The sequence below is a fragment of the Bradyrhizobium retamae genome, from assembly GCF_001440415.1.
GTDB lineage: Bacteria > Pseudomonadota > Alphaproteobacteria > Rhizobiales > Xanthobacteraceae > Bradyrhizobium > Bradyrhizobium retamae.
Window position 1 is genome coordinate 183,959 of sequence record NZ_LLYA01000192.1, and the last position, 15,048, is coordinate 199,006.

13 protein-coding genes are annotated in these 15,048 nt (G+C 62.3%); 9 read left to right on the top strand and 4 right to left on the bottom strand.

The window, feature by feature from the left end; translation table 11 throughout:
• Positions 1-86: 86 nt before the first annotated feature.
• Positions 87-2,708 (top strand): ATP-dependent helicase, encoded by a 2,622-nt coding sequence (locus CQ13_RS33150; RefSeq protein WP_057846985.1) that lies wholly within the window; start codon positions 87-89, stop codon positions 2,706-2,708.
• A 285-nt stretch (positions 2,709-2,993) separates the two neighbouring features.
• The gene (locus CQ13_RS33160; protein ID WP_057846987.1) at positions 2,994-3,311 is read left to right on the top strand and encodes a hypothetical protein; all 318 of its coding nucleotides are present in this window, start codon (positions 2,994-2,996) and stop codon (positions 3,309-3,311) included.
• Between the two features lie 253 nt (positions 3,312-3,564).
• Here the strand turns inward: CQ13_RS33160 and CQ13_RS33165 are convergent, their stop codons facing one another.
• Positions 3,565-4,461 carry a LysR family transcriptional regulator gene (locus CQ13_RS33165; protein ID WP_057847082.1) on the bottom strand — a complete coding sequence of 299 codons (897 nt, stop codon included), beginning with the start codon at positions 4,459-4,461 and terminating at the stop codon, positions 3,565-3,567.
• Between the two features lie 141 nt (positions 4,462-4,602).
• Here CQ13_RS33165 and CQ13_RS33170 point away from each other — a divergent pair, with 141 nt between their 5' ends.
• The 6 genes from CQ13_RS33170 (at position 4,603) to CQ13_RS33195 (ending at position 9,754) form a co-directional block, all read left to right on the top strand.
• Positions 4,603-5,577, top strand: a complete 975-nt coding sequence (locus CQ13_RS33170) for a tripartite tricarboxylate transporter substrate-binding protein (protein WP_057847083.1) — start codon at positions 4,603-4,605, stop codon at positions 5,575-5,577.
• Positions 5,578-5,704: 127 nt separating this feature from the next.
• Positions 5,705-6,493, top strand: coding sequence for a class I SAM-dependent methyltransferase (locus CQ13_RS33175; RefSeq protein WP_057846988.1), 789 nt, complete (start codon positions 5,705-5,707; stop codon positions 6,491-6,493).
• Between the two features lie 78 nt (positions 6,494-6,571).
• Complete coding sequence (locus tag CQ13_RS33180) at positions 6,572-6,835, top strand: type II toxin-antitoxin system HicB family antitoxin (RefSeq protein ID WP_057846989.1); 264 nt, start codon at positions 6,572-6,574, stop codon at positions 6,833-6,835.
• A gap of 126 nt (positions 6,836-6,961) precedes the next feature.
• Positions 6,962-7,894 (top strand): ABC transporter ATP-binding protein, encoded by a 933-nt coding sequence (locus CQ13_RS33185; protein ID WP_057846990.1) that lies wholly within the window; start codon positions 6,962-6,964, stop codon positions 7,892-7,894.
• Positions 7,891-8,652 (top strand): ABC transporter permease, encoded by a 762-nt coding sequence (locus CQ13_RS33190; RefSeq protein WP_057846991.1) that lies wholly within the window; start codon positions 7,891-7,893, stop codon positions 8,650-8,652. Before CQ13_RS33185 ends, CQ13_RS33190 begins: the two co-directional genes overlap by 4 nt.
• Before the next feature lie 319 nt (positions 8,653-8,971).
• Positions 8,972-9,754 carry a L,D-transpeptidase gene (locus CQ13_RS33195; protein WP_057846992.1) on the top strand — a complete coding sequence of 261 codons (783 nt, stop codon included), beginning with the start codon at positions 8,972-8,974 and terminating at the stop codon, positions 9,752-9,754.
• 46 nt (positions 9,755-9,800) lie between these two features.
• Here the strand turns inward: CQ13_RS33195 and CQ13_RS33200 are convergent, their stop codons facing one another.
• From CQ13_RS33200 to CQ13_RS33210, 3 genes are all read right to left on the bottom strand, one after another.
• A complete protein-coding gene (locus CQ13_RS33200; RefSeq protein WP_057846993.1) occupies positions 9,801-10,259 on the bottom strand; it encodes a DUF6691 family protein in 459 nt (152 codons plus the stop codon).
• A gap of 9 nt (positions 10,260-10,268) precedes the next feature.
• Positions 10,269-10,688, bottom strand: coding sequence for a YeeE/YedE family protein (locus CQ13_RS33205; protein ID WP_057846994.1), 420 nt, complete (start codon positions 10,686-10,688; stop codon positions 10,269-10,271).
• A 63-nt stretch (positions 10,689-10,751) separates the two neighbouring features.
• Positions 10,752-13,013 (bottom strand): fused MFS/spermidine synthase, encoded by a 2,262-nt coding sequence (locus CQ13_RS33210; protein ID WP_057847084.1) that lies wholly within the window; start codon positions 13,011-13,013, stop codon positions 10,752-10,754.
• Positions 13,014-13,258: 245 nt separating this feature from the next.
• Between CQ13_RS33210 and CQ13_RS33215 the strand changes: the two genes are divergently transcribed.
• A complete protein-coding gene (locus CQ13_RS33215) occupies positions 13,259-14,860 on the top strand; it encodes a phytoene desaturase family protein (RefSeq protein ID WP_057846995.1) in 1,602 nt (533 codons plus the stop codon).
• Positions 14,861-15,048 lie beyond the last annotated feature (188 nt).

The following is a 15,048-nucleotide window of genomic DNA, read 5'->3' on the forward strand; positions in this document are numbered from 1 at the left end:
AGGCCCTATATGGCCCTTGATCCCTGCTATGAAGGCTCCCCTTCACCGCCTCACGGTGCCATCGTGGGGCCAAGACGATTCGAGAAATGACCGAGCCGAGCAAACTGCCCCATCACGGCGTCCCCGAGCACCAGCCTGCGGCTGGCGGCATCGCCGCGCGTGCGCGGGCCGCCGCCGGCCCGCAATATCTCAACGGGCTCAATCCCGAGCAGCGCGAGGCGGTCGAGACGCTGGATGGGCCGGTTCTGGTGCTCGCGGGCGCCGGCACCGGCAAGACCCGCGTGCTGACCACGCGCATCGCCCATATCCTGAGCCAGGGCCGCGCGCGGCCGCATGAAATCCTCTCGGTGACTTTCACCAACAAGGCCGCGCGCGAGATGAAGCTCCGCCTCGGCCAGATGCTCGGCCAGGCCGTCGAAGGCATGCCGTGGCTTGGCACCTTCCACTCGATCGGCGGACGCATCCTGCGCATCCACGCCGAGCTGGTACAGCTCAAATCCAATTTCACCGTGCTCGACGTCGACGATCAGGTCCGCTTGCTCAAGCAGCTCCTGCAGGCCGAGAACATCGACGACAAGCGCTGGCCGGCGCGCATGCTGGCCGGGCTGATCGACGGCTGGAAGAACCGTGGGCTGGCGCCCAGCCAGGTGCCGTCGGGGGAAGCCGCGATGTTCGGCAACGGCAAAGGCGGCAAGCTCTACGCCAGCTATCAGGAGCGGCTGAAAATCCTCAACGCCGCCGACTTCGGCGATCTGCTTCTCGAGAACATCCGGCTGTTTCGCGAAAACCCTGATGTGCTCAGGCAATACCAGAACCGCTTCAAGTTCATTCTGGTCGACGAGTATCAGGACACCAACGTCGCGCAGTATCTATGGCTGCGGCTGCTGTCGCAGGCGCCGTCGCGACCGGGCGTGCCGCTGTCGGCCATCATTCCGGGGGCCGCAGGCACTACTGTCATTCCGGGGCGCATCGAAGATGCGAACCCCGATGTGCAATCGCACATCGAAGAATCTGGAGATAATGAGGAGTCACTTCGAGATTCCGGGTCTGCGCTTTCAGCGCATCCCGGAATGACGGAGACTGCGACTCCCACTGCCTCCTCACCCCCGAAAAACATCTGCTGCGTCGGCGACGACGACCAGTCGATCTATGGCTGGCGCGGCGCGGAGGTCGACAACATCCTGCGCTTCGAGCACGATTTTCCCGGCGCAAAAGTCATCCGCCTTGAACGCAATTACCGCTCCACGGGCCACATCCTCGCCGCCGCTTCGCATCTGATCGCGCACAACGAAGGCCGCCTCGGCAAGACGCTGCGCACCGAGGATGTCGACGGCGAGAAGGTCACCGTCACAGGTTCCTGGGATTCGGAAGAGGAAGCCCGCGCCATCGGCGAGGAGATCGAGGAGTTGCAGCGCGCCGGCGAAAACCTCAACGACGTCGCGATCCTGGTGCGGGCGTCGTTCCAGATGCGCGAATTCGAAGATCGTTTTGTGACCCTCGGCCTGCCCTATCGCGTGATCGGCGGTCCGCGATTCTACGAGCGCGCTGAAATCCGCGATGCGCTGGCCTATCTGCGCGTGATCAATTCGCCGGCCGACGACCTCGCCTTCGAGCGCATCGTCAATGTCCCGAAGCGCGGGCTTGGCGACGCCACCGTGCAGTTGCTGCACGACCACGCCCGCAAGCGGCGCATGCCGCTGTTCGAAGCCGCGCGCGCCGTGGTCGAAACCGACGAATTGAAGCCGAAGGCGCGCGGAGCGCTGCGCGACCTCATCCTCCAGTTCGACCGCTGGCGCGCCCAGCGCGAGGTGACCGCGCACACCGAGCTCGCCGAAATCGTGCTCGACGAGAGCGGCTATACCGAGATGTGGCAAAAGGACCGCTCGGCCGATGCCGCCGGCCGGCTCGACAATTTGAAGGAACTGGTCCGCTCGATGGAGGAGTTCGAAAACCTGCAAGGATTCCTCGAACACATCTCGCTGGTGATGGACCGCGACGGCGACGCCAGTGATGAAGCGGTGTCGCTGATGACGCTGCATTCGGCCAAGGGGCTCGAATTCGACAACGTGTTCCTTCCCGGTTGGGAGGAAGGCCTGTTTCCGAGCCAGCGCACACTCGACGAACAAGGCCGTGCCGGCCTGGAAGAAGAACGCCGCCTCGCCCATGTCGGGCTGACGCGCGCCCGTCGCCGCGCCAAACTCTATTTCGCCACCAACCGCCGCATCCACGGCACTTGGTCGACCACGATCCCGTCACGCTTCCTCGACGAACTGCCGTCGGCCAATGTGGAGATCACGGAATCGAAAGGCGGCTCCGGCTGGGGCGGCGCTGGCGGCTACGGCCCCTCGCGCTTCGATAACGTCGAATCCTTCGGCTCCAGCTATACGACACCGGGCTGGCAGCGCGCGCAGGCCAATCGCAACCGCAGCCAGGGCGGCCGCAGCGGTCAGGCCCGCGGCGGTTTTGAGGAAAGCCAGTCGTCATTTTCAGGCGGCTTCTCCCGCAACAAGCGCGGCCCGATCGTGATCGAAGGCGAACTGGTGGCGAAATCCACCGGCACGGTTTCAGAATTCTCGCTGGCCGATCGCGTCTTCCACCAGAAGTTCGGCTATGGCCACGTGGTGAAGATCGACGGCAACAAGCTGACGATCGCATTCGAAAAGGCCGGCGAGAAGAAGGTGGTCGATAGTTTTGTGGAGCGGGTGTAGGAGCCGGCTACAGGATCGTCGGCGCTCGGCTAGGTATTCAGCAGCCACGGAAAAACATGCAGCGCCGAGCAATATTCCCCAGAGATCGACCAGGGGACAGATTTGCTCAAAGCGAGCGCGTGGACGGTCGCCGCATTCGTAATCGAGCAAAGGTTGCTGCTGGCGTACGACAGGCGGAGGAAAAGCTACACGCAGTCGCCGTGGCGGTCAGTATTTGCGTCGGCACTCCTCGCTACTTTTGTGTTTGCATCGAATACGATTTTATTCGCGTATGGAGCGTGAAGAATGCTGGAAATTGCTCTGGCGTTAGTCAAGGTTATGGCAGCGGCAGCCGTGATTTTACTTCCGATCTCCTGGATCCTAGGCAAAGTACTCACGACTGAGCCGCCAAGCCTACCGGAATGGGTTAGAGTATTTTGGCCTACTGATGTGCGATCTGCTTCGAAGGAAGCTACGGCGATTGCGTCGCCAGCTTCCAATTTCCTTCTTTCTCCAACGATGAGAAGCGTGGCTGTTTACGGCGCTAAGCTGGTCAGTATGGCCGGTGCGTTATACTGGTCGGTATGGCTGGTTCTCCTCGCTTTGGTAGCGCTGGCTCGCTAAACTTTCGTGCGAACGATTCCACCGTGGCTCACTAGGGCGCGTACTCATAAATCCGATACTGCACACCGCCGCCGCTGATGTCCCCTTCGCTCCGAAAGCGACCGAATTGCTGCGACGCCACGAAATGACGTGATGGGCCAGCAACAGACCCATGCGGCGCAGCAAACGCAGCGGCGGGTTGCAAGATTAGAAGATCGCGAGTGAGAATTGCCCTCCACCTTGTGGATGGAGTGCCGCAGCCTGGACACGACCATCAAGGCACCGGCGTGGGTGGCCTCAAAAACTCGACCAGCCGTTGAGCGTGTGCGGGCAGGGACCTAAAACTTCGCACGCAAATCCTTAGGTGGCGAAGAGCCCAAGTGTCCGTAAGAGGAATGACGCGGATAGCCATGGACTGCTGGAATCGCCGAGCTGCTGTTTCGGGCAGGATGGCGAGACCAATGCCCTTTTCTACCATCTGACACATCAAGTCGGTCCCGTTGAGGCGGATGCGCAGCTTGAACCGGCGACCGGCACGGAAGGCATGATAGTTCAACAAGTCCTGCATCGGGCTGCCCGCGGCAAAGCCGATAAATTCATGGTCGAGAGTTTCGCGGAATGCAATTTTACGATGCCGGCTGAGCGGATGCCGCAGTGGCGTCACCAGGACCAGGCGGATCTCCGCGAACGGAAAACTGTCCAGCTCCGCGCCTGGATCAACGGTCTCCCCGACAATGCCGATATCGCCGCGGCCCGCGGCGATTGCTCGAATAATCTCGCCGCTTCCGTGATGCTCAAGGTCGACGTCGATATTCGGATGGGCAGAGAGAAAGGCCGCCAGGGGTATGGGGAGAAATTCCATCGCGCCGATATTCGACAGCAAGCGCACATGTCCCGTCAGCCCCTTCCCGAAATTGTCCAGGTCGCCGCGCATTTGCTCCAGCTGCTGCGAGACAATCCACGCGTGATGCAGGAGCACTGTTCCTGCTGAAGTGAGCCGAATCCCCCGGCGGTTCCTTTCTAGGAGCGGAGCGCTGAGCGCATTTTCCATGGCGCGGATACGCTCACTCGCCGACGCCAGTGTCATGTTCGCGCGAGCGGCCCCGTGCGTGATGCTGCCAGCTTCGGCGACGTGCACGAACAGTCGCAGGTCGGTCAGATCGAACCTTATGGACATCGTGAGGGACGAGCCTTCGGCTGCACCTAAGGCACACTTAGCACATTCCGCATTGTGCGTCTCGTGTCGCGCATACAGGGTCGGGGGGGTCCTCAGACATCCTATCTTGGACATCGCAGGACAAGGAGAATGACGATGAAGCCAATTAGCACCGTAAGATCAGGCATAGCCGCGTTGGCGTTTGTTGCCGGTGCTATTCCGGCGGCGGCCGCTTTCCCGGAGCGGGCGATTACTTTGATCGTTCCGTTCGCCGCCGGCGGCCCCGGCGACACGGTCGTACGCCTCATCGGGACTCATATGGCCAAGACGCTGGGCCAACCGATCGTCATGGAGAATGCTCCTGGGGCTGGCGGCACGAGCGCTATCAGCCGTGCCACGCAAGCAGGCGCAGATGGATACACCATCATGTTGGGTAATATGGGAACCCATGGTGCAGCGCCGGCGCAGTATCCCAACCTGAAATACGATCCGGCCGAGGACTTTACTCCCATCGGACTGATGGTTACCACACCGATCGTGATCATCGCCAGGAAGACATTTCCAGCCAACAATCTCCGCGAGTTCATCGACTACGTGAGAAGGAACCAGGACAAGGTAGTTGAAGCGCATGCCGGCGTCGGCTCAGTTTCTCACACGACATGCACTCTTCTCCAATGGATCATAGGAACAAAGACTGCTCGGGTGGCCTACCGCGGCACAGGGCCGTCCATCAACGACCTTGTTTCGGAACACGTCGATTTTGGCTGTGACCAGATTGTAAACGTTGCGCCGCATATTCAGGCGGGCACGCTCAAGGCGCTCGGTATCGCGACGGCCAAACGTTCAGCGGCCATGAAGGATGTCCCAACGACCAGGGAGGGCGGCCTGCCGGAGTTCGAGGTCTCTGCTTGGATTGCGCTATTTGCTCCAAAGGGTACTCCACAACACGTGGTCGGCAGACTGAACGAGGCGCTTGTCAAAGCCCTCGATGACGAAGGCACACGCGCGCGACTGCTCGATCTTGGCAGCGAGATCCCGGACCGGGCCGGCCGCGCGCCTGACGCACTGCAGGAGCTGGTCGTTCGTGAAGTCGCCCGGTGGAGGCCGGTACTCAAGACCGCCGGTCAATGAACTAATCGATCGGAATTAGGACGTGGACTCATTAACGCGCAACCATAGCCGAATGCCCCCAAGGTTGTGTCCGGTCATCGTCGGAGCCGACGTTGTGAGACGCGCGAACACACAGCGAGGTGACCCAATGTCCGCGCCGACGATCAAGTTCGGTGACGGCGCCGTCTATGAACTGATGATGGGCAAGTGGAGTGGACTGGCCGGACGCGCTTTTATTGATTGGCTCTCGCCCCCGCCCAATTTGCGATGGGTCGACATCGGTTGTGGCAATGGCGCGTTTACACAGTTGTTGGTCGAGCACTGCGCCCCAATTACCGTCGAAGGCGTGGATCCCTCGGAAGGTCAGCTGGCCTTTGCACGAGAGCGGCTGGCGACACCTGTCGCGAAGTTTCGCCAGGGCGATGCAATGGCATTGCCATTTGCCGATGGCACCTTCGATGCGGCCGTGATGGCGCTCGTTGTGTTTTTCATTCCGGACCCTGCCAGGGGCGTCGCTGAAATGGCTCGCGTGGTGCGGCCGGCCGGTCTCGCGGCCGCCTATGTCTGGGACGTCGTCAGCGGCGGCGGCCCGTCGGAGGCCATCATAATCCAGATGAAAGGCATGGGGTTCACGCCACCGCGGGCCCCGAAAGCGGAAGCCTCGACGCCCGAAGGACTACATGCGCTGTGGACACGGGCGGGTTTCGCCGATATCGAAGCGCGCGTTCTTCGCACGCGACGAACGTTCGACGATTTCGAGGACTATTGGTCCACTACGATCGCGGCGCCCAATCTCGCTCCGATGCTCACAACGATGGCGTCAGCCGACGTGACGCAACTCAAGTCTCGGGTTCGTGAGCAGGTGCCTATCGAGGCGAGTGGGCGTGTCTCGATCGAGGCGCGCGCCAATGCGATCTTCGGCCGTCGGCCCGGATAGGGCTGTCGATCGCTCTTCCGCTCCTCCCCCAGAAGCTGCCAACCTCTGTGCTTGCCACGAGGTTATGGGCGCGACCGCTTGTGGCCCTCCGCAGGATCGGACCACGCCGTTGGCGTCTGGTTTCCGGATTTGCCCGGCTGCTCCTCTGGAGGGGACGATATTGACAAGGCATTGCGCAACGCGCCGGAAGCCCTGGAGATCTATGCGGAAAGCTTCGAAGAGGACGGCAAGGCGCTGCCGCGCCCTCGAACATTGTCGGAGATGAAATCCGACCCTGCGATTGCAGATGATCTCAAGTCCTACATCGTCGCGCTGATCGAATTGCCCGCGCGAGCGGAATAGACGCTTTTCTCTCTTCCACACGTTGCGGAACTCCCGCCGCGTTCCTATCTCCCGGTTCCTACCCCTCCCCGCTTCGACCCGGCCGCAGCGCCGCTTCAACGCGGGCCAATTCCGTTTCAGAATGCCATGCTCGCGCAACCTCCCATCATATCCGTCTCCAATCTTTCAAAAACCTACGGCTCCGGCTTCAAGGCGCTGAAGGGCATCAATCTCGATATCAAGCGCGGCGAGATCTTCGCGCTGCTCGGGCCGAACGGCGCGGGCAAGACCACGCTGATCAGCATCATCTGCGGCATCGCCAACTTAAGCGAGGGTCGCGTCACCGTCGGCGGGCACGACATCAACAGCGACTATCGCGCGGCGCGGTCGCTGATCGGCCTGGTGCCGCAGGAACTGCACACGGACTCGTTTGAAACCGTATGGGCGACCGTCAGCTTCAGCCGCGGCCTGTTCGGCAAGCCGAAGAACCCAGCGCATATCGAAAAGGTGCTGAAGGACCTGTCGCTGTGGGACAAGAAGGATTCCAAGATCATCACGCTCTCCGGCGGCATGAAGCGCCGCGTGATGATCGCAAAAGCGCTGTCGCACGAGCCGCAGATCCTGTTCCTGGACGAGCCGACCGCGGGCGTCGACGTCGAATTGCGCAAGGGCATGTGGGACGTGGTGCGCGGCTTGCAGGCCTCCGGCGTCACCATCATCCTGACCACGCATTATATCCAGGAAGCCGAGGAGATGGCCGACCGCATCGGCGTCATCAACAAGGGCGAGATCATCCTGGTCGAGGACAAGGCCGGGCTGATGCAGAAGCTCGGCAAGAAGCATTTGACGTTGCATCTGCAGCAGAAAATTGACGCCATTCCGCCCGCCCTCGCGCCTTACAAGCTCCAATTGTCCAGCGATGGCCGGCTGCTGACCTATGATTACGATACCAAGGGCGAGCGCACCGGGATCACCAGCCTGCTGAGCGACCTCCGCAATGCCGGCATCCACATCTCCGACCTCGATACCACCCAGTCTTCCCTCGAAGACATCTTCGTCAGCCTGGTGAGGGCGCCATGAACTACCGTGCGATCCGCGCTATCTATCTGTTCGAAATGGCGCGCACCTGGCGCACGCTGCTGCAGAGCATCGTCTCGCCCGTGGTTTCCACCTCGCTTTATTTCGTGGTGTTCGGCGCCGCGATCGGCTCGCGCATCACCGAGGTCGAGGGCGTCAGCTACGGCACTTTCATCGTGCCGGGCCTCGTCATGCTGTCGGTGCTGACCCAGAGCATCGCCAACGCCTCGTTCGGAATTTATTTTCCGAAATTCGTCGGCACCATCTACGAAATATTGTCGGCGCCGGTTTCCTATATCGAAATCGTGATCGGCTATGTCGGCGCGGCCGCGACCAAATCCATCATCCTCGGCTTGATCATCATGGCGACCGCCGCGCTCTTCGTGCCGCTGCATATCCATCACCCCTGGTGGATGCTGACCTTCCTGGTGCTGACGGCGGTGACGTTTAGCCTGTTCGGCTTCATCATCGGCATCTGGGCCGACGGGTTCGAAAAGCTGCAGATGATTCCGATGCTGATCGTGACGCCGCTGACCTTTCTCGGCGGCAGTTTTTACTCGGTCAACATGCTGCCGTCGGGCTGGCGCACCGTCACGCTGCTCAATCCGGTCGTCTACCTGATCTCGGGTTTCCGCTGGAGCTTTTACGAGATCGCCGACGTCAGCGTGGCCTTGAGCCTCGGCATGACGCTCGGCTTTCTCGCCATCTGCATGGTGCTGGTGTGGTGGATCTTCAGGACCGGGTACCGGCTCAAGAATTGACGCGCAGCGTCATTCCGGGGCGCGCGAAGCACGAACTATGGGGCGCCCTTGCGCCCCTGAGAATCTCGATATTCTCAGGTGCGCAATTGCTCACCATAGTTCGGCTCTACGAGCCGCCCCGGAATGATGACCGCTCACCGCTCGCGAAAATGTCAGTACTTTGCCGCCGATTGCGCCGTGCTGCCGCCTTGTTTGCGCCGTGGGACGCGTTAACGATTGCGGACGCAGGCCACTGGAACCAGTGCCGGTTTCCGGGCATATTGTATGCCGGGGACGGAGAGCCGGCGCTTCATACAGGGGCCTGGAGGCCAAAGGTAAAATGCGTTCCTTCCTCATTGCCGCCACCGCGCTGACGCTGGTCGCCTCGGGCACCGCCCAAGCCAAAGTCGCCATAACAGTCGACAAGGACAACCAGCAGATGACCGTCGCCGTCGACGGCGTCGAGCGGTACCGCTGGCCGGTGTCTTCGGGTCTTCCATCCTATGAGACGCCGAACGGCAGCTTCCGCGCCTTCCGGATGGAAGAGGACCACTACTCCAAGGAATTCGACGACGCGCCGATGCCGCATTCGATCTTCTTCACCAAGATCGGCCATGCCATCCACGGCACCGATTCCGTGAGCCGTCTCGGCAGCCCGGCCTCGCATGGCTGCGTGCGGCTGTCGCGCGAAAATGCCGCGAAGCTCTGGGATCTGGTGAAGCAGGAAGGCGTGCTCAATACCACGGTGACGTTGACCGGCTCCTCCCAGGTCGCGCTCGCACGCAATCCGCGGCAGCGCTCCAACACGGCCGTCGCGCGCCGCGCGCCGCTGCCGCAATATGAGCAGCAATACGACGCCGCCGGCGATCCCGTCGTGATCACACCGCCGCAGCAGCGCGCCGCACCCGTAGCGCGGGCCGACGACGGCTACATCTATCCGGCCGACGGATCGTCCAACCAAGCGCGATACCCCGCGCCTGGCCGCCGCGTCTACGACACCCAGGCCTATCAGCAACAGCAGCAGCAAAATCATGACAACCGCGGCTATGCGCCGGCGCCCCAGGGCTACTATCAACCGCGGCCTTACTATCAGCAGCGCGGGCTGTTCAGCTATCAGGATTAGCCGGCGACTTCATTGCGGTTGCAGGATGTACGGCCGCAGCGATCTCTCAGCCGTCCGTCGCGCTCGCAAGCTGCCGGTCGCGTTGCGCGGTCAGCCGTGACTGTTGCCAAGCGTCGTGAGCAATCATCCCTGCCGCCATTGCGGCGACGAAGACGATGATTCCGGGCGACAACGTCGCCAGGCTTTCCAGCGCCGGCCCCGGGCATAACCCGACGAGACCCCAGCCGATTCCAAACAGCCCCGCGCCTGCAACCAGCGGCAGATCGATTCCCGATTTGCCCGGCCGAAAATATTGCCCGGCAAACCAAGGCCGCGCACTGCGGTCAGCCAGCATGAAGCCGGGTATCGACACGGCGAGCGCCGCGGCCATCACCACCGCGAGACTCGGATCCCACGCGCCGAAGATATCCAGAAAGCCAAGAACCTTCGTTGGCTGCACCATGCCCGAAATCAACAGGCCCGCGCCGAAGATCAGGCCGCAAATCAGAGGAGCAATGATCCACATGGCCTGACCTCACAGTACGTGACGGGTGATCGCGACGGTCATAACCGCCATCACCATGAAGACGATCGTTGCGACGATCGAGCGCAGGGACAGCCGCCCTATGCCGCAGATACCGTGACCGGAGGTGCAGCCGCCGCCGAGACGCGTACCGAAGCCGACCAGCAAGCCCGCCGCGACAATAACGGCCCAGCTCGACGGCAGCGTGGGCTGCGCCATTCCGTAACCAATCAGGCCGGCGAGGATAGGCGCCAGAATGAGCCCGGCGATGAAAGCAATACGCCAGCCCTTGTCCTCGCCGCGCAAATTCAACAGGCCACTGAAGATACCGCTGATCCCGGCGATCCGGCCGGTCGACAACATCAGCAGCACGGCGGAAAGCCCGATCAGGACGCCGCCGATTGCGGCCGATACGGGAGTGAAATTGGCCATCGTCGCTCCATCGGTTCAGGACAGACCATGATCATAGGCGCACCCTGCCCGGCTGCAACTCGCCTATTCCTCGCCTTTTCTAAACCGCCGCCATACCGCGCCCAGCACGTTGGAATAATCGTCGGTCCAGACCCGCTGGTTTTTCCTGGCTTCCGTCAGCGCCCATTGCTCCGATGATGCCAGCTTGCCGACGTCGGTCTCCTCCCTCGCCGAGACCACGACCGAGGTCGAGAAGATGTATTCACTGTCGCGCCCGGAATCCTCGCTGTAGACCCAGCTCTTCAAGTCGTTGGCATCGGCGATGCCGACGACCACGCTCGACAGCTCCAGATGCCGGTTGGAGACGTGCATCACCACGGCGCCCTGCGGCGCCAGCTTGGACTTGTAGATTTCCATCGCCTCTTCGGTCGCCAGGTGAACCGGGATCGCATCCGACGAATAGGCATCGACGATGATCAGGTCATAGACGCCGTTGGGCTCGCGCGCGAAGGTGAGCCGCGCATCGCCGATCACGGGCTGCATGTTCGGTTCGCAGACCTGGATATAGGTAAAATATTTCGGGTCGCGCGCGGTATCGACCATCGTCTGGTCGATCTCGAAGAATTTCCATTCCTCGCCGGGCTGCGAGGCGCAGGCCAGCGTGCCGGAGCCGAGCCCGATCACGGCCACGCGCAGCGGCGCGCCCTTGCGTTCCCGGATCGCCGTGATCGCCTGGCCGATGCCGCCGTCCCTGTAGTAGTAGGTGATCGGCTCCGGCTGGCCGGTGACCGGCGTGCCGTCGTCGTTCTTGAATTTCTCGGCGCCATGGATCGTGGTGCCGTGCATCAGCACGTGATACTGGCCGTTCGGCGTCACCACGATCTTGTGGACGCCAAAGAAGCTGCGCACCGTCTCCACGCGCCCCTCGTCGGAGGGATACATCCGGATCAGCACCAGCGCCAACGTCACCACGGCGGCCAGCTTCCAGCGATCCGCCTTGAGCAGGATCGCCAATATCATCGAGAGGACCGCAACTGCGCCTACCACATAGACTCGATTGGTATCCAGCCATGTGAAAATTTTGCCGCTGCTGTAGGACGGCGCGATCAGCGCCACCGCAGCGATGGCCAGCAGCGGCCAGAACCAGCGGGTCCATTGCGGCCACCGCTCGTCGGCCGGCGGCCGGCACAGCACCGCCAGCGCCACCAGGATCGGATATTCCGCGACCCAGGAGAACGTGAACGGCGCGATTAGCCCTGTGAAAAGTCCGCCGATCATGCCGCCGAACGACAGCGCGACATAGAAACCAGTGAGATATTTCGCGGCGGGGCGGGTACGCGCCAACTCGCCATGACAGGCCATCGCAATGATGAAGAAGCAAAGCTGGTGGCCGCCGAGCGTCAGCAACAGGTTCTGCTCGCCGCCTATCGCCAACAGCAGGATCACCCCCATGATCGCCAACGGTTGCAGCATCAGCATGAACTTGTGCGGCAACAGCGGGCGTGACTGGAACACCAGCACCCAGGTCAGGAGATAGAGCGACAATGGCAGCACCCACAATAGCGGCGCTGCGGCGACGTCGGTGGAAATATGGGCCGTTACTGCGATCAGCAGCCCCGACGGCACGGCCGCGAGGAATATCCAGCGGGCGCGCAAAATCCATGACGGCGCCGGCACGTCGCGATCGTCGGGCGCCAAGTTCAGTTCCGCCGCCCTCACTGGCGAGCGCAGCAGCAACACCCCGCAGATGGCAATCAGCACGATCAAGAAGCCATAGCCGCCGGTCCAGATCAGGTTCTGCATGCGCAGGGTGAAGATCGGCTCCAGCAGCACCGGATAGGACAACAGCGCCAGGAAGCTGCCGACATTCGAGGAAGCGTAGAGGAAGTACGGATCGGGACCGTTGGGGTGGCCGGTGCGGACGAACCAGGCCTGCAGCAGCGGGTTGTTGGCCGCGAGCGCGAAGAACGGCAGGCCGATCGAAACCGCAAACAAGCCGAGCAGCCAGAGCGCATAGCCTGAATTCGGCGGATCGCCCCACCCGCTCGCGATCGACAGCGGCATCGTCAGCATCGCAACTGCGAGCAGCGCGAGATGAACCGCCACGGGAATCGTGCGATTACGCACCTGCATCAAAAAATGCGCATAGGCATAGCCGCCGAGCAGCAGCGACTGAAAGAATACCATCGCCACCGACCAAACCGCCGGCGAGCCGCCGAGCCGCGGCAGCACCATCTTGGTGAACAGGGGTTGCACCGAAAACAGCAATAACGCACTGACGAAGATCGCAGCGGTATAGACGGCCAACACCAGCCGGTTTCGCGAGGCAGACGGTTCAGAAATCATGAAAGCTCCGGCTTGAACCCGGCGGGAGCCGGCGGCGAGCATTCCGGCAGGTTGTGCCGGAAGCGCAGATAGAGCATATGGCAACATGACGGGCAATGCGGGATGAGATGTCGTTCCGGGGGCGATGCAAAGCATCGAACCCCAACGTGCAATTGCACATTGTGGAACCTCGAGATTCCGGGTCTTGTCGTTCGGACAATCCCGGAATGACGGGTTCAAACTAATCAAACCTTCTTGAAGCGGACATGAGCGAAACCGAAATCGTCATCATCGGTGCGGGGCATAACGGCCTCACCTGCGCCGCCTATCTGGCGATGGCCGGCCTGCGCGTGAAGGTGGTCGAGCGCCGCAAGGCGGTCGGCGGCGCCGCGGTGACCGAGGAATTCCATCCCGGTTTCCGCAATTCGGTGGCCGCCTATACCGTCAGCCTGCTCAATCCGCAGATCATCGCCGACCTGAAACTCGCCGAACACGGCCTGCGCATCGTCGAGCGCCGCGCGCAGAATTTTCTGCCCGCCCCCGACGGCAGCTATCTCCTGACCGGCGAGGGCCGCACCCGGCAATCGGTGGCAAAACTCAGCGAGCGCGATGCCGTCACGATTGAGGTCTTCTCGCGCGAACTGGAAGCCATCGCCGACGTGCTGCGGCAATTCGTGCTGCGCGCGCCGCCAAACCTCGTCGAGGGCTTTGGGATCGGTGCGATCCGCGAGGCCTTCAACGCCGTCGGCACGGCCGGCATCCTGCGCAAGCTCTCGCTCGAACAACAGCGCAGCCTGCTCGACCTGTTCACGCGCTCGGCCGGCGAAATGCTGGACGAGCGTTTCGAGAGCGACCTCGTGAAGGCGCTGTTCGGCTTCGACGCCATCGTCGGCAATTACGCCAGCCCGTACGCCGCCGGCTCCGCCTATGTGATGCTGCACCACGCGTTCGGCGAGGTGAACGGCAAGAAGGGCGTATGGGGCCACGCGATCGGCGGCATGGGCGCGATCACGCAGGCGATGGCGCGCGCTGCGCGCGGGCATGGCGCCGAGATCGAAACGGATGCCGGCGTGCGCGAGGTGATCGTCGAGGGCGGGCGCGCTGCAGGCGTCATCCTCGACAATGGCGAGACCATCCGTGCCAAATACGTCGTCTCCGGCGTCAATCCGAAATTGCTGTATACGCGGCTTGTGCCGTCGGGCGCGCTGGCGCCGGAATTCCTCGAACGCATCGCGCGCTGGCGCAACGCATCCGGCACGTTCCGGATGAATGTCGCGCTGAATGCGCTACCTTCCTTCACCGCCCTGCCCGGCGCCGGCGATCACCTCACCGCCGGCATCATTCTCGCACCCAGCCTCGGTTACATGGATCGCGCCTGGCAAGACGCGCGCAGCCATGGCTGGAGCCGCGAGCCGGTGGTGGAAATACTGATCCCTTCGACGCTCGACGACTCCCTTGCACCGGAGGGCCGGCATGTCGCGAGCCTGTTCTGCCAGCACGTCGCGCCGGAATTGCCGGATGGAAAGTCATGGGACGATCACCGCGAGGAGGTCGCCGACCTCATGATCGCCACGGTGGACAAGTTCGCGCCGGGCTTTGGGACAAGCGTGATCGGCCGTCAGGTGCTGTCGCCGCTCGATCTCGAGCGGCAGTTCGGCCTGCTCGGCGGCGACATCTTTCATGGGGCGCTGACGCTCAATCAATTGTTCTCGGCACGGCCGATGCTGGGCCATGCCGATTACCGTGGGCCGCTGAAGGGCCTCTATCATTGCGGCTCGGGCGCGCATCCCGGCGGCGGCGTCACCGGCGCCCCCGGCCACAACGCCGCGAAGGTGATCCTGGGCGATCACCGCGCCCTGTTCGGATAGGCAGAACGCAGTGGACAATATCGGGTAAAGCCGGTGGGCAACGACGGGAGAAGCCTTGTGGATTACTTGTTGATAACCCGCGGCACGGCTGTGGAAGACATCGGTATGCTTCCGTCGATAACGGGTTGGCAACTTCCCCGCTCGGCTGTGGATAGGCTGTGGAGAGATGCAACCGTTCCGAATAGCCC